This window comes from Sphingobacterium multivorum (assembly GCF_900457465.1).
In the GTDB taxonomy this organism is placed as follows: domain Bacteria; phylum Bacteroidota; class Bacteroidia; order Sphingobacteriales; family Sphingobacteriaceae; genus Sphingobacterium; species Sphingobacterium multivorum.
Map to the genome: position 1 here is coordinate 48,506 of NZ_UAUU01000011.1, position 25,332 is coordinate 73,837.

The window sequence follows — 25,332 nt, forward strand, 5'->3', positions numbered from 1 at the left end:
TTTTGTCTATAAGTTTTAGTTTTCTTTGCACTATAACATATAAACTAAGCTGAAGCATGTTTTTTTTACGCTAAATCGTTTAAATCTTTCTTATTTGTATTTTTTTTACCTGTTGTCCTTTTTGCTCAAACAGGTCAAATCAAAGCTATTTTAGTTGATAGCGAAACCTCTAAACCTATTTCATCGGCTAGTGTCGCGCTCTTGGACGCCCATAGTAACGTTCTTGTTAAGGGGGGACAGTCTGTATCCCAAGGATTCCTTTTGTTGTCTGATATTAAACCTGGTAAATATATTGTCCGTATCACTTATGTTGGCTACGAAACACAAACTATAGATAGTATAGCGGTCTTAGGGGGTAAAAGTAAGGACTTAGGTCGAATTGCTTTGAAACCTACGGGTAATATGTTGAATGAAGTTGTTATTGAAGGACGAGCTCCAGCCATGCAGATTGGTATAGACCGTAAAATCTTCAATGTAGGTGAGAGTTTGGTCAGCGCGGGTGGAACAGCGACTGATGTGCTTGCTAATGTTCCCACTTTGCAAGTTGATCAGGATGGATCGGTCAGTTTGCGTGGATCAAGTAGTGTGAAGATTTTAATCGACGGCCGGGAGTCTGCTTTAGCAGGAAATGATGTAACTTCTTTGCTTCAGAGTCTACCTGCCAATTCAATTGAAAAAGTTGAAGTCATCACAAATCCATCCTCTAAATATGATGCAGAGGGCCAAACTGGGATTATCAATATTGTTTTAAAGAAAAATATTCGAACAGGGCTGAACGGATCGATAAATACATCCGCTGGTTCTTATGATAATTATATGGCTGGTATAACATTGAATTATCGTGATCGGAAATTCAATTACTTCGGATCCTATAACTTCAATAAACGAAACATGTTGGGAAGTGGGAAAACGGACAACACGTTTTTTGGTGATAGCACGCGTAATTATAGCGAATCCGAATCGTCAAGAAAGGGCAATAGCCATACGGTAAAAGCTGGGTTTGATTATAATATGTCAGATCGAACTTCATTGAGTTTTTCGGGTAATTTAAGTATACGTGATAACAAGCGAATAGAGGACTTGAATTATGAGTTCTTCAAGCAATCGCAGATGACAGGAACGAGTGTTCGAAATTCAACGCAATTTGAGGACGATCTGGGTTATGAATTAAATGCTGATTTTAAACATCAATTTAAGCGAGAAGGAGAGGAGTTGACGGGGAATGCAAGTTATGGAAGAGACAAGGAAGATGGTACAAATGATTTTTCTCAAAATTATACCGATGGACGGAAGGCCACTTCACGGAAGAATGTTACGTCTGAGGATGGCAAGAATATCAACCTTCAATTAGATTATGTTTTACCTTTCTCTGAAGTAAGCAAATTTGAGGCGGGTTACCGTTCTCAAATCAGAAAGTCATTTGATACCCAGTTTTCCAGATCACTCGATTCTATAGGTAACTATGTGCCAGATTATAGAATCAGCAACGATTTTGATTTCACGAGTACAGTCCATGCGATCTATGCGAATTATCAAAATAAATTAACGGATAAAATTGGCTATCAAATCGGACTACGTGGAGAACAATTTGAGCTGAAGTCTACCTATTTCTCCAAGGATCCAGCTGCTGTGGAAACGGAATCCAATGCTAAACAGAAATTTTTCAGGTTATATCCAACACTGTTTTTAACCTACGATGTTGGTGAAAATGGGGATAAAGTTCAATTTAGCTACTCGCGCCGTGTTCAACGGGCTCGTGGTTGGCAAGTTAACCCATTTTTAAACGTATCCGATGATTTAAATTATCGTCAGGGAAATCCGAATCTGAAACCGGAAGATGTGCACAGTTTGGAAATGAGCTTTGCCAAAACCTTTGGTAAAGTAAACCTCATATCTTCGGCTTATTTCAATCACGCAAGTGAGGTTATTCAGCCATTTGTTTACAAGATAGAGGATGGAAGAACATACAGTAGATGGGAGAATATGACCAGTCGTAATCTTTCGGGTTTTGAGTTTATTTCAAAGATCAACGCAACGAAGGATTTTGACTTTACATTTAATCTCAATTTGATCCACATTCAGTATAATGCAAACCCGGACTATGATATTAAAGAACGAAATGATTTCGCTTATAATGCTAATCTGACCGCTAATTATCGTTTTACGCCAACATTTTCTGCACAAGTGCGCGGCGAGTATAATTCTTCCCGTGTAATGGCTCAGGGACAGATGAATGCAATGAAAGGTATGGATCTGGCCTTGAAAAAAGATGTGTTTAAGAAGAAAGCTTCAATTATGTTGAATGTTAGAGATGTATTTAATTCGCGGAAAATGAATGGTGTGACAGAAACCTCTCAACTTATATCCAATTTTGAGCACCGTTGGATGAAGCGGATGGTAACTTTATCACTTTCCTATCGGTTTGGTAGCCAAGATTTAAACAAATCAAAGAAGAAAGAGTCAAATACAAATGAAATGGGCGGTGGAGAGGAATATTAAAAAATATTCCTCTTTATACACTCAAATGCTTAAATTTAATTTTAAAACAAACCTAAAACTAAAAAGAATGAAGTTATTAAAAACAGTTCTTGCGGTATCGGTGATTGCTTTTTCAGCACATCTTAATACTGCCGTAGCGCAAGCAAAAAAAGAGGTTCCTGCTTACAAAATCTTAGATTTACCTCGTGTAGATATCAAGAAATTTAAAAAGAATAAAGCTGGAGCCTATGTTATTTTTGATGGTACTTCGCTGGAAGGCTGGAGAGGATATGATAAGACCGTAGTCCCGAAAAGATGGGTAATTAATGAGGGGGCGATCAAATTTGATAGCCAGGCTAATGTTGGTAAAGAAGAAGGCGGAGATTTGGTCTTTGCTCATGATTTTAAGAATTTCGAATTGGAGATGGAATGGAAAGTTGCTAAAGGAGCAAATTCGGGTATCTTCTTTTTAGCGAAGGAAGTGGAAGGACAGCCGATTTATATCTCGTCTCCAGAATGCCAGGTCCTGGACAATGAAAACCATCCTGATGCTAAAATGGGGGTAGATGGAAACCGTAAATCGACTTCATTGTACGATATGATTCCTGCCAAGCCGCAGAATGGTAAACCGTATGGCGAGTGGAATAAGGTTAAGATCAGAGTAAACAATGGCAAGGTCGAGCATTTTCAAAATGGTGTAAAGGTTGTTGAATATACATTATGGGATAAGTCGTGGATTGATTTATTGCAAAAAAGTAAATTCAGTGAAGAAAAATGGCCTTTGGCTTTTGAATTGTTGAGCCATGTTGGTGGCGATAGCAAATCAGGGCTTATCGGTCTTCAGGATCATGGAAATGATGTCTGGTTTAAGAATATTACCGTTAAGGTTCTAAAATAGAAAAAGCAGCTTTAAGCTGCTTTTTCTATTTGCTATAGTATCGATTGTAACTCTTTTAAGTCGATAATCATATGTGATACATCGTCCGGTTTTTCAATAACATTTGGGTTAAAGAAAATGGCATCCATGCCTACATTTACGGCTCCACGGATGTCGGCATCCAGGTTATCTCCAATCATCAGTGATTGCTGCGCCCGAGCTTGAGCAGTCGTCATAGCGAACTCAAATATTCGGGGGTCCGGTTTATTCACGCCGATGACTTCCGAAATAAAAATATGTTTGAAATATTTGCTGAGGTTGCTCTTTTCCAGTTTGGTCTCACAGGCCTCTTTAAAACCATTCGATATCAGGTGAAGATTGTATCTGTCACCCAAATAAGCCAAGGTTTCATGTGCATGTGGAAACAGATTTGTTTTTTTGGGACAGATAGCGAGGTATTCCAGTTCGAATTCTTCAGGAAACAACTCCGGATCGACACCGAGCTCAGTAAAGGTGTCGGCAAAGCGTGCTTTCCTGAGTTCTGGTTTTGATATCTTTCCGTGATGATAGAGCCCCCAAAGGCGATGATTGTTAACCGTATAAGTTTCTATAAAACGAGTGGATGACTCTTGATTGAACAAGTGATCAAACTTGTATTTAAAATATAACTCGTGCAGACTTTCTTCGGCATTTTTATCAAAATCCCATATGGTATGATCCAGGTCGAAGAAAATGTCTTTTTTCTCGTGATTAAACATATACAAAATTAAAACAAATTAATTTTAAATTCCAGGTCAGTTGGGTTAGCTAGTGATGAAATTAAAGGTCACTTTTAGCGCTATCGGGTCTCCGATGGTTTATATGAGTCTGTTTGGTGATTTTAGTCTTATTGCGAATCGGTTAATTTTCTTCTTTGTGTCATAATCCTCCGGATATTTCCAAATACATAGGTGAATACCTATTTTTGTCACATGAAGAAAGCGCTGTTACTCTTTTATTTTCTATTGTTCTATGCGGTTATGCAACTGATATGGTGGGGGGTGATGTTTATTCGTTTTGATCCGAGTAAAAAGAACATGATCATAGGGGAGGGAATATTCTTCTTGATTATTTTCTTGTGGGGTGCATGGCGATTGAAGCGACTGGTTGAAAGGGAGCAGAAACTGTTGCAGCAACAGCAGAACTTTCTTTTGGCTATCACACATGAACTTAAATCGCCGTTGGCTTCTGTCAAATTGTATATTCAAACGATTTTGAGACGTGATCTTGACAAGGAGCAACAACAAACGTTCTTGAGAAATTCGCTGAAGGATATCGAGCGTTTGGATGATCTGGTTGAAAATGTATTGATGACAACCAAGTTGGACAGCCGTAACTACAGTATGCCGAAAGAGGATTTTAATTTTACTGCTTTGGTAGAACAGGTTGTGGATAGACTTCAAAAGAATTCCTGTAGTTCGCAAGTCTTGAAACCTTATTTGGAGTCGGATATCATTATTCATGCTGATAAGTTTGCGATTAGTAATGTGGTTACTAATCTGATAGAAAATGCCATTAAGTATTCACCGGCATGTGCTATGGTGGATGTGAAATTATATACGGAGAATAATAAAATAATTTTTTCTGTTGCTGACCATGGTATCGGTATCAGTGATGAAGAGAAAAAACTTATCTTTAATAAGTTTTATCGCGTGGGAAGTGAGGCAACACGAAAAACCAAAGGTACAGGTTTGGGGTTATATATCGTGAAAACCGTATTGCAGAAGCACGACGCGACCATAAAAGTTAAAGATAACACTCCTAAAGGGAGTATTTTTGAAGTAACATTTGAAAGAAATGCAAAGTAAACAAAGAATATTACTTGTCGAAGATGAAGAACACTTGTTAGAAGCTATCAAGTTGAATCTCGAAATGGAAGGTTACCGTGTTACTACGGCTACCGATGGAAAAAAAGCACTAAAAGTCTTCAAGGAGGAACGTTTCAACTTGGTGGTTTTGGATGTGATGATTCCCGAAATAGATGGATTCCAAGTAGCTGAAACTATTCGACTGCAAAACACTGAAGTTCCTATCATGTTTTTAACTGCGAAAAATAGCAGTGAGGATCGAATTACGGGTCTTAAGAAAGGGGCGGATGATTATTTGGTAAAACCTTTCAACTTAGAAGAATTGATCCTTCGCGTTGGAAATTTGGTGCGTCGTGGCATGAAACCGGATGATTTGAAAGAACTAAATTCTTATCAAATCGGTGATAAAACGATCTATTTTAATTCGTATGAGCTACATCATGCGGATGGCACGATCACTTCTTTGACAAAGAAGGAGACTATGCTGTTGAAACTGTTGATTGAACGACGTAATGAGGCAGTATCACGGGAACAAATATTGGAGACCGTATGGAATTACGATGTTTATCCATCTACGCGTACCATCGACAATTTTATCTTAACCTTCCGAAAATATTTCGAACCAGATCAAAAGCATCCGATTTATTTCCATTCTATCAGAGGTGTTGGTTATAAGTTTACCGACAATAACGCATAGGTAGAAAGAGATGATGACAATCAAGGCTAGAATAGCCGTTATTTTTATTGCTGCATTATTTTTAGGCTATGGCTTATACCAGGGGCATTATCAAACTGCTGTGCTGATAGCGGGTGGAATAGGCTACTTGATTTGGAGTCATTTTAGAGAAGGGTCCGTTTTTTTGGCAACGCAGGCTTTTCATAGACAAGATTATGAAAAGGCAAAAAACTTACTTGCTGAGATAAAGAATCCGGATGCACTTCGTAAAGGCAGGCGCAATTTCTATGAATTTATGATGGGAAACATTGCGCTTAAAGAGGAACGCGTCGATGAGGCTGAATATCATTTTCAGCTAGCTTCGCGTCTGCCTTGGAAAAAAGATAATGAAAAGGGTATGGTTATGATTAATCTAGCAAATATCGCGCTGCGAAAGTTGGATTATGAAAGAGCTAGAGCTTATACAGATGTTGCCAATAAGCTACATCTGACGGCTAGGCAGAACAGCATTATTACAAAAATAGAAAACGAAATTTCAAAACATTTATAGTGAGTACTACTTTACAAAACGACTTATTGATTAGAGCTGCGTTCTCGCAGCAAACGGAAAGACCTCCTGTGTGGATGATGCGTCAAGCTGGACGCTTTATGAAGGAATATTGGGATATCAAGAATAAATATTCCTTTTTGGAGATGTGCAAAACACCAGAAATTGCTGCGGATGTCACTATGCTCCCAGTAGATTTGCTAGGCATTGATGCCGCTATTTTATTTTCTGATATTTTAGTTACAGCTGAAGCTATGGGAGGGGATCTGTCCTTTGAGCAAGGTGTCGGTCCTCGTTTTTTCTAATCCTGTTCGCTCTGTAAAGGATGCTGAAGCTTTGTCTACCAACTGTTTGGATAAATTGCAGTATGTTGCTGATGCAATCAAGGTCATTCAACAACGTCTTGACAGCCGCATCCCTTTGATTGGTTTTGCGGGCGCACCATTTACAATTTTAAGTTATTTGGTTGAAGGTGGATCTTCAAAAGATTTTAAGTTAACGAAGTTGATGTTGAACAATCAGCCTGAGTTAGCACATCTGATCCTTCAAAAGATTGCAGATGTAACGGTTGAATATCTTAACATGCAGATTGCAGCCGGAGTAAATGCAATTCAATTATTTGATAGCTGGGCCTTGGCCTTATCTTGGAATGATTATCGTGATTTTTCGCATTATTATAATAAGCAGATTATTGCGAAGTTGAACCGTAAGGATATTCCAGTCATTTCCTTTTGCAAAGGATCTTCTGTTTTTGCACCAATGATGGTCGAAGCGCAACCTGATGTTGTTTCTATCGATTGGAATGCAGATTTAAAAAATATTAAACAATCTCTGCCGCAGGGTATTGCTGTTCAAGGGAATTTGGATCCATTTGTTTTGTATGCAGATAAACCTGTTATCAAAAAGAAGATTATCGAACTATTTGAGCGCATGAGAGGTGAAAATGGTTTTATTTTCAATTTGGGTCATGGTATTATGCCGGATATTCCTTTTGATAATGTAAAATATGCCATTGAGGTTGTAAAGGAATTTAGCTATTAGTTTGCTATCCACTTCAACAACAAAAACGACTTGCCTCTGGCAGGTCGTTTTTGTTGTTACATGCTACAATCTCGTGTTTTTGATAGTGTTCTTTTGTATAATGGATGTAAGATTTGTGCAATTGATGTTTGGACGTATTGATTGCTCTTAACTTTTCTTATTTTTGTACCTATGGTCTATTTATATGCAAAAGCAGTTCATATTATCTTTGTGATTTGTTGGATGTCAGGTCTGTTCTATATGCCTCGACTCTTTATATATCATACAGAAGCTAAGGACAAGAGTCAGGAAGCATTTGATGTTTTGCATAAAGAATTCAGTAAGATGGAAAAATTACTGTGGTGGGTAATTACTACTCCTGCGATGTACATCACAGTCTTTTCTGCACTAGTTATGTTATGGTATTCTCCTGGCTTATTATCCATGGGGTGGATGCATGTAAAACTGACATTCGTTCTGGGAATGATAATTTATCATTTTACCTGCCAGAAGATTATGTTCAAATTAAGCCGTCAAGAATCCAAATTAACCTCAACAAAACTCCGTTTGTTTAATGAGGTCGCGACAGTTTTATTATTTGCGATTGTTTTTACTGTTGTCTTAAAGTCAGCCCTGAATTGGATATTTGGTGTTTTGGGGCTCTTAATTTTATCCATCGCTTTAATGATGGCCGTAAAACTTTATAAGAAGTACCGGAACAAGAAAGCATAACAAAATGTTAAATTCGTCTGGTTTCTTAATCCTTTTTTATGCTGTGTAGTCGAAAGATTATAAATTGAATCGGATTATGTACAGGAAAATTTTGGTGACGGTCTCGTTGCTTATTGTCGCAACGGCTGGGTTCGCGCAGCGATACAGACCTTTTGGAGGAGCATTAAATATCTATTCTACTGATGTTCCATTTTTTCTTTATATCAACAACGTTTTGTATAACAATAGAGCTTCCACGGATATCAGGGTCCCCAATTTGACGAGTCGTCGTTATGATCTGCGTATTGTGTTTGCTGATAGGCAGCAACGAACGTTGAACGGTAGCGGCGTGCAACTTGTCAATAGAAATGGACAATATATGAATGTTGTATTTTCTGTCAGTAGCAGACGTGGAAATAGGGGGATTATCTTGGAGTCCATGAATCCTGTTGATCGGTATAACAACGGTAATTATCGTGAGGATTTACCTTATACTAACCGGGACGGATATCGCAATGAACAAGGTAATGATCGATACAGACAATCAGAAGATCGTGACGATTTGCCAGACAATAATCGTGAAGGATATAACAAAGGATGGAATAATGATCGATATAGGCAATCAGGAGACGATAAGGTTTATCGCGACGGTGTAGCGAATCAAAGAGGATATGCTGAAAATGAAGATAATGATCAGTCTGATAACGGAGTAATGAATAAGACGAATTCTAATCGATTGAACGATCTATTGAATCAGAAGGAAAACGATCAGGATAGGCTTGCTGTAGCTGCTCAGGAATTAAAAAGTATGCGCCTAAGTGTTACTGAAATTGTTGATTTAATGGAACTTTTTATACGAGATGATAATAAACTGGCTTTTGCCAAATATGCTTATCCGACCTGTGTGGATAAACAGCATTATGAGAGAGTAGGGGATGCCTTATCGTTCAGTTCAACCCGGGAGAAGCTAGTGGATTTTTTAAAAAAATAAAAGGAGCATTTTGCTCCTTTTTTATTCACCGCCGAAGCAGATATATTTTAATTCCATATATTCATCCAAACCGTGTTTAGAACCTTCACGACCTACACCAGATTTTTTTACTCCACCAAAAGGAGCTGCTGCATTTGAAATAAGACCTGTGTTAATACCTACCATGCCAGCTTCTAGCTGTTCAGCAACACGAAAACAGCGATTTATATTTGTACTATAGAAATAGGAGGCTAGGCCAAATTCAGTAGCGTTGGCCATTGCTATTCCATCATCTTCTGTTTTGAAACTGAAAAGAGCGCAAATAGGACCAAAAGTCTCCTCGCGGAATATAAGTGCTTCTTTCGGGACGTTGGTCAGGACAGTTGGTTGGAAAAATAGGTCTTTGATGACCTTTCCTCCTGTAGCCAATTCGGCACCATGATTTAACGCGTCTTGCACATGATGCTGCACTTTTTCTAGCCCTTTTGTATTGATTAATGGACCTACCTGGACGCCTTTGTCAAGTCCATTGCCAACTTTCAATTTACTGACAGCATGGCTAAGTTTCATCGAAAACTCATCATAGACTTCTTCTTGGATTAGAAACCTATTGATGGAAACGCAAGTTTGCCCTGAGTTTCTAAATTTTCCGGCAATAGCTCCTTCGACTGCAGCATCAATATCCGCATCGTTAAAAACCAAAAAAGGAGCATTACCACCAAGCTCCATAGACACTTTTTTAATGTTAGAGGCTGATTGTTCTATGAGTGTTTTTCCGACTTCGGTTGAGCCTGTGAAAGATAGTTTTCGTATGAGGTTGTTCGTAGCGAGTTCTTTGCCGATACCAGCACTATCTTTTCCAGTAATCACATTAAAAACGCCTTTTGGAATCCCAGCATCTTCAGCCAGTTTAGCCAAAGCTATAGCAGAAAATGGTGTTTGAGATGCCGGTTTTAGCACAATGGTACAACCAGATACCAAAGCTGGAGCAACCTTTCGGGTGATCATCGCTAAGGGGAAATTCCAGGGTGTAATTGCAGCAACAACTCCGACCCCTTGCCTAATTGTAAGCATTCTAGTTCCTTTTTTTTGAGAAGGTATCGTCTCACCATAGGCCCTTTTTCCTTCTTCTGAAAACCATTCTACGAAGGAACTACCGTAGTCAACCTCTACCCTCGATTCGCTAAGGGGTTTGCCACTTTCTAAGGTCATGATTTCCGCTAGATCGTCTTTATATTGCTGAATAAGATCGTACCACTTTCGGACGGTGTTGCATCGTTCCAGTACAGTTGTGTTTTTCCAGCTTTTCCACGCCTTGTCAGCATCAATTATGGCTTTAGTACAGTCAGCTACTTTTAGATCTGGCAACGAAGCAATAACTTTCCCTGTTGCAGGATTTACCACATCAAAGGTGTGTTTTGACTTGATAAATTTCCCATTGATATAGGCACTGTCAATTAAAAGTGTATTTTTCATCGATGTAAATTTAATTGTCACAAGTATAATTAGAAGATTTCTGAACTAAACTTCACTTCAATATGATCGTTGTTTGTTCAAATGAATCTCTCTCGCTCAGATTTTGACGGTATTGTGCAAAACTCATTTTTTCCAAACCATCGATAGCGATTTTTAGCAAAATAATCATAGAGCGCATCTCTCCATTTGAGTGGTAAAATCTTCAGTAAATAACATGTCATGTATGGGAAGCCCAATTGCTTACAAATCTTTAAAACAGCTTCACTTTTGAGATAGATACCGGTTGGAGATAGGAAAACAATGGAGTCAGTATTTTTGGGAATATTTGTTAGTGTGGTCCGGGCAAATTCAGACTGCAAAGAACTAAATAAGAATTTCTTTCTGCGATCTATTCTTAATAATAGTTGAACAAAGCGATTACAGATCAAGCAATCACCATCGAAAAAGATGATATATCTCCCTTGTTGTTCCATATTATAAAGTTACTTCTATTTATTGAAAGTACTGCCACAACAAGATCATAAAAGGGAGAGATTTTATCATTAACCGAGTTTAGTCCTCTATGTAAAAAAGGCGGTGTTTCTATTGGAAACACCGCCTTTTTTAATTCCTTTTTATAGGTTTTTCATGATTGTATGTCCCATACGATCCCTTTTGGTTTTTAAGTACTCTTCGTTAAAGGGATTTGCAGTTATTTCAATAGGTACATTTTCTATAATTTCAAGACCATAACCTACTAGGCCAGCACGTTTTGTCGGATTATTTGACATAAGACGCATTTTTGTGACACCAAGATTTCGAAGAATCTGTGCTCCGACACCATAGTCTCTTAAATCTGCTTTAAATCCTAATTGTACATTGGCATCTACCGTGTCCAAGCCATTTTCTTGTAACTTGTAAGCATGTAGCTTATTGATCAGTCCAATACCGCGACCTTCTTGATTCATATAGACAATAACACCTTTCCCCTCTTGCTGGATCATTTCCATTGCTTTGTGCAATTGAGGACCACAGTCACAACGGCAAGAACCAAAAATATCACCCGTAACACAAGAGCTGTGCACCCGCACCAAAATAGGCTCATCTTCATTCCACTCGCCTTTGTAAAGCGCTAAATGTTGTTCGCCAGTGTCTTTTTGTGTAAAGGCTTTCATCTTAAAATCACCAAATTGCGTTGGCATATTAACAGTGACTTCTTCATTGATTAAAGAATCGTGCTTAAGACGGTATTCAATTAGATCTTCAATACTAACGATCTTTAAATCAAATTTTTTAGCAACCTCTATTAGTTCTGGAAGTCTGGCCATTTCACCATCTTCTTTTAGAATCTCAACCAATACACCTGCTGGTTCAAATCCTGCTAATCGAGCCAGGTCAACGGTAGCTTCAGTGTGTCCTGTGCGACGTAATACGCCACCATCTTTTGCTATTAGCGGGAAAATATGTCCTGGTCTACCTAATTCTTCATAATGAATATTAGGATCAATCATTGCTTTAATTGTTTTCGAGCGGTCTGACGCAGAAATTCCGGTTGTACAACCGTATCCCTGTAAGTCAATGGAAACTGTAAAGTTTGTTTCATATACTGCTGTATTCTGTCCCACCATTAGATCCAGATGTAATGCATCTGCTCTTTCTTTTGTAATTGGGGCACACACTAGTCCACGACCATGAGTCGCCATAAAGTTGATGATTTCGGGAGTTGCATTGCGGGCAGCTGTGACAAAGTCTCCTTCATTTTCGCGATCTTCGTCATCCACGACGATTACTACTTTTCCTGCTTGTATATCAGCGATCGCTTCTTCGATCGTGTTTAATTTGAAATCCATTTATTGATATATTGTAATTGGTACAAAGTTAGTGTAGAATCTAAATTTATTTATAATAGCGTTGTCACAATCTAATGTGATTCTTTCAATTTATTCTTTTTTGCAAGCTTTTCCTTAATCCATTTCCAAGCGGCTTCTACTTTTAATTTATATTGATCAATATCAAATAACGCGGAATCTGTCGTTGACTTGTATGTTAGAAAAGCGGCCAATGGTGTTAAGACAATAATGGCCATCCACATGCCAACGGCTGATGATATGGCACCATCTTTAGCTGTTTTTTCTGCTACTGTAGAGATAATGTGATAGATCAGAAAGAAAATGATGGCCATCACCACAGGAAGACCAAGTCCACCTTTTCTGATAATGGCTCCTAGTGGAGCTCCAATTGCAAATAGTAAGAGACAGGAGACAGCTAGGGTAAACTTGCGATGCCATTCAATACGATAACGGATATCTTTCGATTTGTAATCTTTAAATTCAAGTGTACGGCCGTTTAGATCTTCCTTTAAATAATTCAATTGGTTCAGCGCATTCATAGTGATTTGTGCTCGTTGTTCTTGTGGAACGAGATCGGTAAGCAAATTTTTAAAAGGTTTGATCTTAGCCTCTTTGACCTTTGGCTGTCCGGGTTGATTCACACTAAAATATTTCGAATAGATATTATATCGGGTGTCTAATGTACGGACGATTGCCTTTCCCATGCTGTCTATTTTGATATGATTGGAATCGATGTACATGTCTAACTGTTTCAGGTTTAACATGGCATGGTGGCTCTTGAAGAGGTTTTCGTCAGTTTTACCCTGTTGAAAACTTCCCATATCAAACTTTTGCTCTGTTTCCTTAAACTTAAACCGCGTAAATTGCTGGCGTGGATCGTAGGTCTTGGAGTTTTTAGTCCGTGCTTCCTCGTAGCGGATACCATCCTTAAGTTTAAGGATCATATAATTGTTGTCAGGAGAGTTATAGATATACCCTTCTTTGGCCATAAGTACATTATTGGCTGTATTACCGCCACGATGATCATAGATCATCAAGTCATAGAGAATTGTTCCCGCTTTGTTTTTTCCTCTAGCGCGGATTGAGTAACCTGGAATGGTGTTGTTAAAGATTCCGGGTTTGATGAGGAAATCTGCCTTTTTATTACGTACATCAGTAAGTAGCGTACCCATTTTTAGGTTCACTACGGGGAGAATATAATCGGAGAACAGAAAAGAACTTGTTGCGAAAATTGCAACGAGTATAAATAGCGGGGTCATTGCTTTACGTAAAGATACGCCTGCAGCCTTGATTGCAACTAATTCATAGCTTTCACCCAGATTTCCGAAAGTCATAATGGAGGAAAGGAGCATGGATAAAGGCATTGCCATTTGGATTTGAACAACGCATTGATATCCAATTAGCTCCATGATGGTATACCATTCAAATCCTTTTCCAATCAAATCATCAATGTACTTGAATAGGAAAAGCATCAATAAGACAAACATCACAATAAAGAATGTGACAATAAATGGTTTTATGAAAGCTTGAAGAATAAGTAAATGAACCTTTTTCATCCGTGACGCAAAGCAAATTGATGCCTTTACATTAAGGCATCTCCCAACTAAGAAGCTCCTGCTGGAGCCCCTAGTGGAAATATATTGCAAAGATAGGCTTTTTTATGCACCTATAACACTTTGAAGATAGACTATTGAATTTTTCCAAATTAACTTTCTATTTTCAAGGTCTTCTTCTTTAGCGTAATCTGTTATCTTAAGAGCAACATCATTCGTTAGCTCGTCTTGATCGATCTCCAGATCGAAATAATAGGGATCATCATCTAGCCATTTAAAGCGTACAGATTTATTTTCTTTTGATGCTACAATTTTTGCTCGGTGAGGTTCATCATCCCAAATGAAAGTATAAACGGTGTCTTTATAGTTTACATCATCTGCAAACCATTGTGCCAATTCGTTTGGTTCTTGCAAATACGGAAATAAAATTCTAGGTGAAGAGTTGATGATATATTCTAGTTGGAATTTTATTTTATCTGCCATAAAAATGTTTTTTTAAATTTTAGTTTGTTTAAATCAAAAATAAGCTATATTTGCATTCCCAAAAATGGCGGGGTAGCTCAGATGGTTAGAGCGTTGGATTCATAACCCAAAGGTCGGCAGTTCGATTCTGCTCCCCGCTACAAATCTCTTCCAAAATTGCTTTTTATTGCATCAACTTATTATTTGTAATAATACATATTTATTTTGTTATTGCAAGTTTTTTTGTAAAAAGTTGCTCCCGTTTTTTAATAAACATGTTGTTTTTTGGGCTGTCAATTTTTTTAAGTTCATTTTCTATTTTTCAATGCTAAATTTATTGAGTTAAAAATGAGTTTGTTGTGTTTAATACAAGTTTTAAATAGGCCAGAATCAGTAAAAAAATAAAAAAATCTTTTGAATTGACATACGAAGTGGTATATTTGCATACCGAAACGGCGGGGTAGCTCAGATGGTTAGAGCGTTGGATTCATAACCCAAAGGTCGGCAGTTCGATTCTGCTCCCCGCTACTAAAAGCATCAATCTTAACAAGATTGATGCTTTTTTTATGATTGCATGTATTTCCTTTTTATCGCATTTCCTTTTTTTCGCTGCTGGCAAGATTACATCTATCTTTGTATTGTTTTATGGATAATATTTAAATAATGAATATAAGACCTATACTAACCCTATTTTGCTTTTTTATCTGCCATCATGTTTTTGCACAACAAGGCACAAAAAGCCACGTCGTTACACATCAACGGAAAACCATTCTATGTGATGCACAGAAAGGCGAGAATTCTTACCCGGCTTGGGGAGTATTTCCAAAAGAAAATTATCCTATACGAAAGGTTACTATGTTTGTTACGCTGGGGAGCCCGGATAGTTTGCGCACGGCGCATTGGGACTATTTGGATCACATCGTATTACGTCGTAAAGGAGGGAAAAATGGACCAGCACTAAATTATGAATTAGGAAGAATGCTTACGCCATATGGTAGTATTTACAATAAGGGATGGAGTTGGAAGTGGCAGGTCGATGTAACTGATTTTGCTCCTTTCTTAAGGGATAGCGTGGAAATTGTCTATACTCATTCTGGTTTTGAGGACAAGACTGTGGGATGGGCACTTACCGTAGATTTTGAAATTTTATCAGGTCCACCAGTTGTTACCCCATTGGGAATAACAACGCTGTGGAATAAAGCCTATAAATATGGGGATGTCAACGAAAAGATAGCAGAAAATCTACTGCCAATAACATATACCTCGAGTGCGGGAGCAGCATTGAGCCGAATACGCATTCAGCATACAGGGCATGGTATGGATAAACCACGTGGCTGTAGCGAATTCTGTAGCCGGTGGCGCGAACTAACCTTCGATGGAAAGACTGTGGACAAACGTGATATGTGGAAGAAATGTGGGGGTAATCCACTTTATCCACAAGGCGGGACCTGGGTACATGACCGCGCATATTGGTGTCCTGGAGATTTACAGCAGCCTGATTTTATTGATGTATTTACTAAAGTTGGTACCCATCAAATTGCCTTACAGATGGAACATTATACAGCGACTGATAATGTGCAGGCTGTCGAAAATATATCCGCTTACTTGTTTCAATATTCTGCCCCTAAGCAAAAAGTTGATGTTGCCGTTGAGTCAATAATGGTTCCAAGTGATGAACAGCGTTTTTCTCGATTAAATCCGGCGAGTGTTGGCCCAAGGATCTCTTTCAGAAATTTAGGTGCTGAGCCGATTCGTACCCTAGAAATTGTTTATGGCACGAAGGGATTCCCTGCCAGAACTTTTCATTGGAAAGGTAATCTTTCTTTTAATCAGGTTGCAGAAGTTATACTGCCTGGAGAAATACAAGAAAGAGATCAGGAGAATGTATTTACGGTATCACTTCTAAAACCGAATGGCAAGTCGGATGCGTGGCCTATAGACAATAAGGCGGAAAGCGTCTTTACCGCGCTGCAGCTATTTCCCACTGATTTTGTTTTGGAGTTTATGACCAATAATAAACCGGCGGATAATCGTATATTTCTAATTAATGCAAAGCAGGATACGGTCTTTCGCAAAAATGGCGCCCAACTGGCTGCGGCAACGATGTATAGAGATACTTTACACCTTAATGATGGAAACCACTCACTCTCTTTGGCCGATACCGCAGGTAACGGACTGCAGTTTTGGGCACAACCTGAAAATGGTGATGGCCATTTACGAATCTTCGATTTGAAAGGAAACCTTATTCATGCTTTTGAAAGCGATTGTGGAAATGGCGAAATGTTTAGTTTCCATGCTAAACGTGGATTTGAGACGGGTCTAAGTTCAACGCAATATGCCTTCTCGCTTTATCCAAGGTCGGTTGTGGATAAGACTCAACTAAGCGTAGTCTCCAATGAACCGAGTGAGATGACTGTGCTTTTTATGGTTGATGGCGTTTTGTGGCAAAAACACGAATACAAATCCATTCAACAGGCTGTGCTGAATTATGATGTGAGTCATTTACCCATCAGGAAGAATAATCGTAGAAGTTTTGATGGATGGTATTAGCCAGTTTAAAGGACGAATAAATAAAAGATAACCGGATAAAGAAAAGCGTGAAGATATTTTGTGCTTAGATTTTGAAGAATTTGATAAAAAAAGCTCCATTATGGAGCTTTTTTTCATCTGTTTAATCAATTGTCGTCGTAAGCTAAGCCTTTCCAGTCTTCTCGCTGTAAGTACTTCAGCATTAAAAAGAAGATGAACCATGCAAGTCCAGCTAAGATCCAAATTAGTGTTTCATAGTGGAAAATGGTTTTATGTAAGTATCCCAAATACCCAATAGACCTAATATCAGTAGATTAGTTATTGCTTTTGAATTGGATTGACTAGCCTTCGAAAACGGATAGCTTTTGACAATAAAAAGCATAATCAGAATACTTTCGATACCGCCAATAGCGGAAGATAATAGCAGATCATTAATAGAACTGAGACCAAATAGTGGTACACAGATAGAAAGAAACAGAATGTTGAACGGTAAAACATATTTGATAAGACATGCTTTAAGAACTCCAGTCATCAGTTGTCCTGGTTTTTGTATGGGAGTCACATGGTAGACCCAGGCCGCTTTATATTTATTACTTTGCGTAATAAGCTGGAAAACGGTTAGTATGGTTAATAACGAAAGATAAAACATAATTATATACAAGCCTGAATCACGAAGCTTCGCTATTTTGCCAGCTATTGGGAGATCATCTCCTGTACGTAGAAATAAAAAAACGAAATAAATAGGTAGATAAGCCAACGAAGGGTATAGCTGTTGCTTAAATTCTCTCGTTTTAGAACTTATCAGCCATACAATGCTAAATCCTGCCTCTTCAACCGGGGATGAGCAAACCTTCGAGGAAATTCTTTTATATAAAGGTAATTGGGATGGATTATTTCGAGTTAATTGTGAAGCTTCATCAGGAAGGCTATCGGCGGTTGCAAGTGCAGCTATTTTCGCATTAAATCCACGTGAAAATAGCTTAGTACAAGCGTAAATACCAGCAAGAGGAGTTAGTATTCCTAATGTTGATAAGACGACCATATGTACACTGTGGCTGCCAAAGAGTAATGGTTGAAATGATGCAATCCAGGTACTTGGGAATATCCAAAGAAATCTGAGCTGTTCCATCGTTAAATGAGATTCTACAATAGATTGAATCAAATTAGGGCCAACATAATAGGATAGGAAAAGAACTAGCGAGAGACCGATCTGTATATAAGTAATTACATCTTTAAACTTTTGTATGGGGAGATATTTGATGCTAATCAGATAAAATCCGTTGACAAATATCAGCGCGATCAATGTGCTTAGTATAAGCTGCAGACATAGAAGAAGGACGGAGACGATATCCCAATTGAAAGATACATAAATAAGCACAGGTAAGGTTAACGCAATTACTTGATTAAAAAGCTTGATTGCAATAAAAGTTATTCGGGAAATAGCTAAAGTCTTATCATTAACTGGTCTGGGCATAATGATATACTGATCCCGAGTATCTAATAGTATGGGCGAAAAATCGGACACCAGTGTAATACTTAACATGCTAATGAAACTGAGTAGCATGATCGAAATGGCTAAGTACCTATCTGGAATCGACAAAATAATGACCATGAATATCAGGCCAAAGATGAGATACAATAAGAATTGTAAAATCGATGACGACGAAGATGATTTTCCCGAGCTACGTTTGCGAAAGCTAATAGGCTTTCGATTATCTAGGATTATTTTGGTTTCTAAGATGATTTTAAACTGTTCATAATTGATACCTAAGCCTTTCCAAACCCCACGAAAAAGAAGGATAAATTTTAAGATAAATTTTTCCATGTTATTGAATTGCTGTAATGATATTGGAAGCGTCCAATGCGCTGCTGCCCGTATTGGTTAATTTAGCAAATATATGCTCCAATGATTCGTTAGGATCTGTTTTTAGTTCCTCAATCGTACCATCCGCAATGATGCTCCCCTGGTTTATCAGTAAGATCCGATCAGATACTTTTTCAACAACGTCCATCATATGTGAACAATAGAAAATTGTTTTCCCTTCTTTTGCAAGTAATGAGATAAGTTCTTTAACAAAGATAACAGCATTAGCATCGAGTCCAGATAATGGTTCATCCAGCACGATAATTTGTGGGTTATGAATAATTCCTGAAATTAAAAGTACTTTTTGACGCATTCCTTTGGAGAAGGTATCCATCCTATTATTTACATTAGATTCAAGGCCAAACGCCGCTAACAGTTTTAAGGAACGTTCCTGAATGACCCTTATCTTCCATTCCATAGAGTTTACCTACAAAATCCAGGTATTCCATGGGAGTCAGTACATCATATAATTCTGCGTTTTCGGGAACATATCCCAATAATGCTTTTACTGCAAGTGGATCTTTTTGAATATTGATGCCATTTATTTCTACAGTGCCTGTGAAGTCCTCGATAAGTCCTGTTAATATTTTAACAGTAGTGGATTTGCCGGCACCATTTGGGCCAATATATCCGATAACTTGACCTGGGAATATGTCGAGGTTGATTCCTTTCAATATTTCTTTTTCTCCGTATGATTTTTTTAGGTCAACAATCCGGATGAGAGGTAATATACTTTCCATATCATTATAATCTTCAAAGTAAACTTACATAAAAAATTGGAGTTATAGTTTCCAATTGAAAAGTATATGATACCTAATTTTGAGAAGAAAGTCTTTATTTTAATCAATGGAAAAGGGACCTTCCGGTCCCTTCAAAAATTATGTTATTTTCGGAAAAACTACCTATCGTTTTTAGGATATCCCTCTTCATCGAGATCATCTCTCAAATCTTCTTCGTTCTCGGCTAATTTCTTGTCCAAAGGGGATAAACGTTCATGATCAAAAGTCTCGATTCGCATGTTAGCATTATCTAGATCTTCCTCTTTGAGTTCATCTTGTGTTGCATACTCATCTCCGACAAAAGGATTAGAGTCATCGTATGTTGAATCATCATCAATTGCACCTTCAGCTACTGTATCGTAGTCAGCCGGGTGATCGTAGTCTGGATCGTTGTCATCGACATCCATTTCATAACTGTCAAGTTCTTCATTAAAAGCAAGGTCCTGCTCTTTATCTGGATAGTCTTCTTCGACTTTCCCATTTTTACTTTCTTTTTTCGACATAATCCTGCTAATTTTTATTTATCTGTAAAACAGTTCCCGTAAAAAAAAGTTTTTGATTTATCTGTGAAAGCGAATGTTCCAGTGCCACTAGGAGGTCAGGAATGTGAAGATTCTTTTGGAAAGATAAAATCCAAAAAATGGTTAAAGCAGTAAAACAATATAATTATATGTTTGTTTTATTTTAAAATAGGAATTATGATCTTCAAGCGTTTAAATTATCAGACTTTACAGAGTTTACGCCTACAAGGCTACAATATTTTATTGACCATTGGTCGGGCTGAAGATGAGAACCCAATTTATTTCCCAATGAAATTGGAATCTTTTAATTCCAGTAGCTCAAATTTTGACAGTCATGATGCAGCGACCTTTCAAGGAAAGAAGATTCTTATTTTGGATGAAGCCATTCAACGCTCTTTAAATCACGATCTTAATGGTGTAATCCAACTCGACAATTAAGCACTATTTTTAGCTCTTTTATAAGAGCTGGGTGTAATATTTCTTTTCTTCTTATAGAAATTGGTTAGGTGACTTTCATCATTAAATCCGAGTTCTTCTACAATTTGTTTCATCGTGTATCTATTGGATGCTAGTCGCTCCTCAATTAGTTTAATACGAATATCGTCTATATACACTTTGTAGCTTTTTGAATATCTTTTTTTAAAAAAGGCCCCAAAATAATTTGCTGAAATTTGGAACTGATCTGCAATCGACTTGATTTGTAATTTATCCGGGAAATAGATATTTTGCTGTATGTATTGCTCGATCTCTTGAGACAATTCATAAGACTCGTTAATAGGTAGCTCCAGATCTGTCAATATATTTTCTACTAAAGCGAAAAGGGACATTGTCTGGTGGAATATAAAAATTGATGCCGCTTCATCTTCACTCTCATATTGTTGAATTAGCGAAATTACCCGCTCGATCAGTTTTTTATTTTCCTTTTTAAGGGATAGGCTCTTATTTAACAATGTCTTCGAGTTAAAGATATCAACCGGGTTGTGAGTAAGTCTAAAATTTTGTTGTATAAAGTGCAGATCTTTAAAGTAGGAGTTGGAGAAATAGAGTACAAATGCAGTTGTATCTTTTTTTGTCTCAAGTGTTTCGAAATCTTTATTCAAAAAAAGTAAATTCTCTTTGGAAAATTTTAAATTATTCCCTTTCGATACGAGTGTGCCTTCGGCTATATAAACTAACGCAAAATCAAAACCCGTTTTATTGAGTTCTAATTTTTCTTTATGCTTGATTTTTTGAGATTCGAAAGATAAATTCATCATATGTACAGAGTCTATTGGAATAATCGCTACAAACCTAAGAAAAATGGATTAAAGACCTTGCTATTTCCTCTTTTAAACCGGCATGTAATACAGTTGCGTATTCACCATAAAATAAATCATTCGTTATTTTAAACGATTATCAGGTGCTTTTTGCATTTCTGGTCATCTGTTCAATAGCATCCCATTGATCTTCAGGAATAATATCCAATCCATTGAACTCACCTGCTCCCTTAAGCCACTCGCCGCCATCTATCGTGATAACATCACCGTTGATATAACTGGCGTAATCGGATACCAGATAGGCCGCGAGGTTGGCCAATTCCTCCAGTTTGCCCAAGCGGCCCAAGGGGATACGTTTGGCAGGCGAGAGAAGTTCGCCTAATTCACCTGGAAGTAGCCGTTCCATGGCACCTGAAGTTTGGAATGGACCCGGAGCTATAGCATTGAGTCTTATCCCTTTTTTTCCCCATTCAACGGCTAACGATCGAGTTAATGCAAGAACTCCGGCTTTAGCTGTTGCAGAAGGAACAACGTAGCCAGAACCCGTCCAAGCATAGGTTGTGACGATACTTAGTATAGCTTTATTATGTTCGTTGGCCTCAATCCAACGCTTGCCCAGTGCTAGGGTATAGTTTATACTACCTTGGAGAACGATACCAATAACAGATTCGAAGGCGCGGTGGCTTAAACGTTCGGTAGGGGAGATAAAATTTCCGGCAGCATTGTTTATGAGTATATCTATCCCGCCAAAATGTTCATATCCACAGGAAACGACGCGCTCGACATCCTCATAATTTCGGACATCTCCAGCTACTGCAAGACATTTCGCCTGATATTTTTCCGACAATTCGTTCGCTGTATGCTGTATAACATCATCTTTACGGCTCGTGATCAGGCAAGAGGCGCCAAGCTCGAGAAAGTAATCTGTCATGGCTTTTCCGAGGCCTGTACCACCACCCGTAATCAAAATTCGTTTTCCTTTTAACGCGTTTTCCTTTAACATACCCATATGCTGTCCAGTTTTTATGTATCCTTAAGTTACACAAATTTGGGATAAAATAAAAGCCAAGGCCAGCGGTGAAAAATAGTTCGGGAATAAATGAAGGAAGAGATGTAAACAAAAACAGGAGCCATTCGAAGAATAGCTCCTGTTTTAAAAATTTCCAATTCTGGTAATGGAATGAATTATGCTTATGCGCCCAATTGTACGCGTTTGAAAGCAGTTACAGTTAATCCTTTGGAAACTGAATCTAAGAATTGAGCGATGTTTTTAGAAGAATCTTTTACGAATTCTTGGTTTAACAAAGTTGTGTCTTTGAAGAATTTATTCAATTTACCTTGAGCGATTTTCTCAGCCATTTCAGCAGGTTTACCTTCAGCAATGATTTGCTCTTTAGCAATAGCGATTTCACGCTCGATTGTGTTTTGATCAACACCATCTTTGTCAATTGCGATAGGGTTCATTGCGGCAATTTGCATTGCTACATCTTTACCTGCTTCTTCAGCACCAGCAGCATCAGCAGAAAGACCTACTAATACACCTAAACGGTAGTTACCGTGAATATAAGCGATAACCTTTTCAGCAGTGATAGTTTCGTATTTAGAAACGTCAATTTTCTCGCCAATTACACCAGTTTGCTCGATTAATAAATCAGCGATGTTTTTGCCATCAAGTTCCAAACCTTTTAATTCTTCCAAAGAAGCAGGTTTACTGTTTAATGCAACGTCTGCAATTTTTTCAGCGAAAGCAACGAAGTCTGCGTTTTTAGCTACGAAGTCAGTTTCACAATTAACTTCAACTACGATACCTGATTTACCATCAGCAGTAGCTTTAGCGATGATAACACCTTCGTTAGAGTCGCGATCTTGACGGCTAGCAGCTACTTTAGCGCCTTTTTTACGCAAGTAATCTACAGCAGCTTCAAAGTCACCATTAGACTCAACTAAAGCTTTTTTACAATCCATCATACCAGCGCCAGTTTGTTGACGCAATTTGTTCACATCTGATGCAGAAATTTGTACTGACATGTTTATTTCTTTTTATTATTATTTACGACTGAAATTTGTACAATATTAACTTAAAACATGTTAAGCTAATATGAAGTTTAACATTTCTTGATAAACGAGTATTGTTAAACCAAAAAACCGGACAGAGAGGCTAGTTCAAGAAAAGTAAACTTTTCCAGAAACTAACGCTACGCCATCCGGTTTGGAATAAAAATATTATTCTCCGTCTTTCGCTTTGCGAGGACGTTTAGCTTCTGAAGCATCACTATTATCAACTTTTGCTTTAGCAGCAGCAGCATCTTTTTCAGCTTCTTCTTCTTTGTCGCGTTTGCGCTCGTCCAAACCTTCTTGGATTGCTTGACCAATGATACCGGCGATTAAACTAATAGATTTACTAGCGTCATCATTTGCTGGGATTGGGAAATCAATGTTTGAAGGATCAGAGTTTGTATCTACCATTGCAAAAGTAGGGATGTTCAATTTCATTGCTTCAGAAACAGCGATGTGTTCTTTTTTCACATCGATGATGAATAAAGCAGCTGGTAAACGGTTCAAATCAGCGATACCTCCTAAAAGGTTTTCTAATTTGATACGCTCACGTTGAATCATCAACTTCTCTTTTTTAGACAATACATCATATGTACCATCTTTTTGCATTTTGTCAATGTTAGACATTTTTTTGATAGACTTACGAACTGTAGCGAAGTTTGTAAGCATACCACCTAACCAACGCTCAGTTACAAAAGGCATATTAACCTCTTTTGCTTGTTGTGCGATGATCTCTTTTGCTTGTTTTTTCGTAGCGACGAATAAAACTTTGCGACCTGATTTTACGATTTGTTTGATAGCTGAAGCAGCTTCTTCTAATTTCGTAAGAGTTTTGTTCAAGTCAATGATGTGGATACCGTTGCGTTCCATGAAAATGTACTTAGCCATTTTCGGATCCCATTTACGTGTAAGGTGACCAAAGTGCACACCTGCATCCAATAAATCTTGATAAGTAGTTCTTGCCATTTTTTGATCCTCCTTTGATTAACGTTTACTGAATTGGAATCTTCTACGAGCTTTACGACGTCCTGGTTTCTTACGTTCAACCATGCGGTCATCACGTGTTACTAAACCTTTAGCGCGTAATGCAGGTTTAACTTCTGGGTTAAGCTCAACCAAAGCTTTTGCGATCGCTAAGCGAACAGCTTCTGCTTGACCTTTAACACCACCTCCGTTAACGTTTACTTTTACATCAAAGTTTGCTAATTCACCAGCTACGTTCAATGACTGTGTAGCGATGTATTGCAAAGGTAATGTTGGGAAATACTCTTTGTAGTCTTTACCGTTTATGATAATGTTTCCGCTACCAGCAGTTAAGTAAATGCGGGCAACAGCAGTTTTTCTTCTTCCTGAAGTGTTAGTTGTTGACATGACGATTCTCCTTAAAATTTAACTGGTTTTGGATTTTGTGCTTCATGCTTGTGCTCAGTACCAGCATAAACGTAAAGGTTTTTAAACAATTGACGACCTAAACGGTTTTTAGGAAGCATACCACGAACAGCTTTTTCAATAATGCGTTCAGGAAATTTAGCCATTAACTCTTTAGGAGAAACGAAACGTTGACCACCTGGGTATCCAGTGTAGCGTACGTAAACTTTGTCGCCTAATTTGTTTCCTGTCAATTTAATTTTGTCTGCATTGATAACAATCACGTTATCTCCACAGTCTACGTGTGGGGTGAATGTAGGCTTATGCTTACCACGAATTACTTTCGCGATGTTGCTCGCCAAACGCCCCAAAATCTCTCCTTCAGCGTCAACAACGATCCACTCTTTGTTAACGGTGTTCTTGTTGGCAGAGACAGTTTTGTAACTTAACGTATTCACTTGCTTTTGTTTAAATAATTTATTAAAAAATTTTTCTTCCCCTTATCTCAAGGGTC

At 38.0% G+C, this 25,332-nt stretch carries 25 protein-coding genes, 2 tRNA genes and 1 pseudogene; 12 read left to right on the plus strand and 16 right to left on the minus strand.

Translation table 11 applies throughout. From position 1 onward, the window contains the following. Positions 1-264 precede the first annotated feature (264 nt). Both DTA23_RS17105 and DTA23_RS17110 read left to right on the plus strand, forming a co-directional pair. Positions 265-2,499, plus strand: a complete 2,235-nt coding sequence (locus DTA23_RS17105) for a TonB-dependent receptor (RefSeq protein WP_256604129.1) — start codon at positions 265-267, stop codon at positions 2,497-2,499. Positions 2,500-2,566: 67 nt separating this feature from the next. After that, the gene (locus DTA23_RS17110) at positions 2,567-3,376 is read left to right on the plus strand and encodes a 3-keto-disaccharide hydrolase (protein ID WP_083295832.1); all 810 of its coding nucleotides are present in this window, start codon (positions 2,567-2,569) and stop codon (positions 3,374-3,376) included. A 32-nt stretch (positions 3,377-3,408) separates the two neighbouring features. Here DTA23_RS17110 and DTA23_RS17115 read toward each other — a convergent pair whose 3' ends face one another. After that, a complete protein-coding gene (locus tag DTA23_RS17115; RefSeq protein WP_070563144.1) occupies positions 3,409-4,113 on the minus strand; it encodes a YjjG family noncanonical pyrimidine nucleotidase in 705 nt (234 codons plus the stop codon). A 213-nt stretch (positions 4,114-4,326) separates the two neighbouring features. Between DTA23_RS17115 and DTA23_RS17120 the strand changes: the two genes are divergently transcribed. The 6 genes and pseudogenes from DTA23_RS17120 (at position 4,327) to DTA23_RS17145 (ending at position 9,147) form a co-directional block, all read left to right on the plus strand. Then, on the plus strand, positions 4,327-5,202 hold the full coding sequence (locus tag DTA23_RS17120) for a sensor histidine kinase (protein ID WP_070563141.1): 876 nt from the start codon (positions 4,327-4,329) through the stop codon (positions 5,200-5,202). Further along, entirely contained in the window at positions 5,192-5,899 is a 708-nt protein-coding gene (locus DTA23_RS17125) for a response regulator transcription factor (RefSeq protein ID WP_070563139.1), read from the plus strand. The genes DTA23_RS17120 and DTA23_RS17125 overlap by 11 nt, the downstream gene beginning before the upstream one ends. 10 nt (positions 5,900-5,909) lie before the next feature. Beyond that, the gene (locus tag DTA23_RS17130; RefSeq protein WP_236560284.1) at positions 5,910-6,428 is read left to right on the plus strand and encodes a hypothetical protein; all 519 of its coding nucleotides are present in this window, start codon (positions 5,910-5,912) and stop codon (positions 6,426-6,428) included. Positions 6,429-6,502: 74 nt separating this feature from the next. Beyond that, positions 6,503-7,466 (plus strand): annotated as a pseudogene (gene hemE / locus DTA23_RS17135) (uroporphyrinogen decarboxylase). Positions 7,467-7,637: 171 nt separating this feature from the next. Continuing rightward, positions 7,638-8,177, plus strand: coding sequence for a CopD family protein (locus tag DTA23_RS17140; RefSeq protein WP_070563133.1), 540 nt, complete (start codon positions 7,638-7,640; stop codon positions 8,175-8,177). Positions 8,178-8,253: 76 nt separating this feature from the next. After that, positions 8,254-9,147 carry a proline and serine-rich protein 1 family protein gene (locus DTA23_RS17145; protein WP_070563131.1) on the plus strand — a complete coding sequence of 298 codons (894 nt, stop codon included), beginning with the start codon at positions 8,254-8,256 and terminating at the stop codon, positions 9,145-9,147. A gap of 21 nt (positions 9,148-9,168) precedes the next feature. Here the strand turns inward: DTA23_RS17145 and DTA23_RS17150 are convergent, their stop codons facing one another. The 5 genes from DTA23_RS17150 to DTA23_RS17170 all read right to left on the minus strand — a co-directional run bounded on the left by DTA23_RS17150 (position 9,169) and on the right by DTA23_RS17170 (position 14,467). Then, complete coding sequence (locus DTA23_RS17150) at positions 9,169-10,602, minus strand: NAD-dependent succinate-semialdehyde dehydrogenase (protein WP_070563128.1); 1,434 nt, start codon at positions 10,600-10,602, stop codon at positions 9,169-9,171. 77 nt (positions 10,603-10,679) lie between these two features. Then, positions 10,680-11,075, minus strand: a complete 396-nt coding sequence (locus DTA23_RS30480; RefSeq protein WP_070563123.1) for a thiol-disulfide oxidoreductase DCC family protein — start codon at positions 11,073-11,075, stop codon at positions 10,680-10,682. A 141-nt stretch (positions 11,076-11,216) separates the two neighbouring features. After that, complete coding sequence (locus DTA23_RS17160) at positions 11,217-12,431, minus strand: bifunctional 3,4-dihydroxy-2-butanone-4-phosphate synthase/GTP cyclohydrolase II (RefSeq protein ID WP_070563122.1); 1,215 nt, start codon at positions 12,429-12,431, stop codon at positions 11,217-11,219. A 71-nt stretch (positions 12,432-12,502) separates the two neighbouring features. Continuing rightward, positions 12,503-13,987, minus strand: coding sequence for an LptF/LptG family permease (locus DTA23_RS17165; protein ID WP_070563119.1), 1,485 nt, complete (start codon positions 13,985-13,987; stop codon positions 12,503-12,505). A 102-nt stretch (positions 13,988-14,089) separates the two neighbouring features. Beyond that, a complete protein-coding gene (locus DTA23_RS17170; RefSeq protein ID WP_070563117.1) occupies positions 14,090-14,467 on the minus strand; it encodes an START-like domain-containing protein in 378 nt (125 codons plus the stop codon). 66 nt (positions 14,468-14,533) lie between these two features. Between DTA23_RS17170 and DTA23_RS17175 the strand changes: the two genes are divergently transcribed. The 3 genes from DTA23_RS17175 (at position 14,534) to DTA23_RS17185 (ending at position 16,996) form a co-directional block, all read left to right on the plus strand. Then, positions 14,534-14,607 (plus strand) — tRNA-Met (locus tag DTA23_RS17175). Positions 14,608-14,900: 293 nt separating this feature from the next. Next, positions 14,901-14,974: transfer RNA gene (locus DTA23_RS17180), tRNA-Met, on the plus strand. A 135-nt stretch (positions 14,975-15,109) separates the two neighbouring features. Then, positions 15,110-16,996, plus strand: a complete 1,887-nt coding sequence (locus DTA23_RS17185; protein WP_112375499.1) for a peptide-N-glycosidase F-related protein — start codon at positions 15,110-15,112, stop codon at positions 16,994-16,996. Positions 16,997-17,219: 223 nt separating this feature from the next. Here the strand turns inward: DTA23_RS17185 and DTA23_RS17190 are convergent, their stop codons facing one another. The 4 genes from DTA23_RS17190 to DTA23_RS17200 all read right to left on the minus strand — a co-directional run bounded on the left by DTA23_RS17190 (position 17,220) and on the right by DTA23_RS17200 (position 20,121). Continuing rightward, a complete protein-coding gene (locus DTA23_RS17190) occupies positions 17,220-18,800 on the minus strand; it encodes a hypothetical protein (protein WP_112375500.1) in 1,581 nt (526 codons plus the stop codon). Between the two features lies 1 nt (position 18,801). Continuing rightward, a complete protein-coding gene (locus DTA23_RS29325) occupies positions 18,802-19,257 on the minus strand; it encodes an ATP-binding cassette domain-containing protein (protein ID WP_256604135.1) in 456 nt (151 codons plus the stop codon). After that, positions 19,193-19,579 carry an ATP-binding cassette domain-containing protein gene (locus DTA23_RS29330; protein WP_256604136.1) on the minus strand — a complete coding sequence of 129 codons (387 nt, stop codon included), beginning with the start codon at positions 19,577-19,579 and terminating at the stop codon, positions 19,193-19,195. The genes DTA23_RS29325 and DTA23_RS29330 overlap by 65 nt, the downstream gene beginning before the upstream one ends. A gap of 158 nt (positions 19,580-19,737) precedes the next feature. Next, positions 19,738-20,121 carry a hypothetical protein gene (locus DTA23_RS17200; protein WP_070563107.1) on the minus strand — a complete coding sequence of 128 codons (384 nt, stop codon included), beginning with the start codon at positions 20,119-20,121 and terminating at the stop codon, positions 19,738-19,740. Positions 20,122-20,316: 195 nt separating this feature from the next. Here DTA23_RS17200 and DTA23_RS17205 point away from each other — a divergent pair, with 195 nt between their 5' ends. Then, the gene (locus DTA23_RS17205) at positions 20,317-20,577 is read left to right on the plus strand and encodes a hypothetical protein (protein WP_070563105.1); all 261 of its coding nucleotides are present in this window, start codon (positions 20,317-20,319) and stop codon (positions 20,575-20,577) included. Here DTA23_RS17205 and DTA23_RS17210 read toward each other — a convergent pair. The 6 genes from DTA23_RS17210 to rplM form a co-directional block, all read right to left on the minus strand. Beyond that, positions 20,574-21,395: a helix-turn-helix domain-containing protein gene (locus DTA23_RS17210; RefSeq protein WP_083295829.1), complete on the minus strand. Its 822-nt coding sequence runs from the start codon at positions 21,393-21,395 to the stop codon at positions 20,574-20,576. The two genes, DTA23_RS17205 and DTA23_RS17210, sit on opposite strands and share 4 nt — an antisense overlap. A gap of 139 nt (positions 21,396-21,534) precedes the next feature. Further along, positions 21,535-22,398, minus strand: a complete 864-nt coding sequence (locus DTA23_RS17215) for an SDR family oxidoreductase (RefSeq protein ID WP_083295831.1) — start codon at positions 22,396-22,398, stop codon at positions 21,535-21,537. A gap of 188 nt (positions 22,399-22,586) precedes the next feature. After that, complete coding sequence (gene tsf / locus DTA23_RS17220) at positions 22,587-23,423, minus strand: translation elongation factor Ts (RefSeq protein ID WP_070563096.1); 837 nt, start codon at positions 23,421-23,423, stop codon at positions 22,587-22,589. Between the two features lie 195 nt (positions 23,424-23,618). After that, entirely contained in the window at positions 23,619-24,416 is a 798-nt protein-coding gene (gene rpsB / locus DTA23_RS17225; protein WP_070563093.1) for a 30S ribosomal protein S2, read from the minus strand. Between the two features lie 18 nt (positions 24,417-24,434). Beyond that, positions 24,435-24,821 (minus strand): 30S ribosomal protein S9, encoded by a 387-nt coding sequence (rpsI, locus tag DTA23_RS17230; RefSeq protein WP_070563091.1) that lies wholly within the window; start codon positions 24,819-24,821, stop codon positions 24,435-24,437. Between the two features lie 11 nt (positions 24,822-24,832). Then, the gene (gene rplM / locus DTA23_RS17235; RefSeq protein WP_046671993.1) at positions 24,833-25,276 is read right to left on the minus strand and encodes a 50S ribosomal protein L13; all 444 of its coding nucleotides are present in this window, start codon (positions 25,274-25,276) and stop codon (positions 24,833-24,835) included. Positions 25,277-25,332 lie beyond the last annotated feature (56 nt).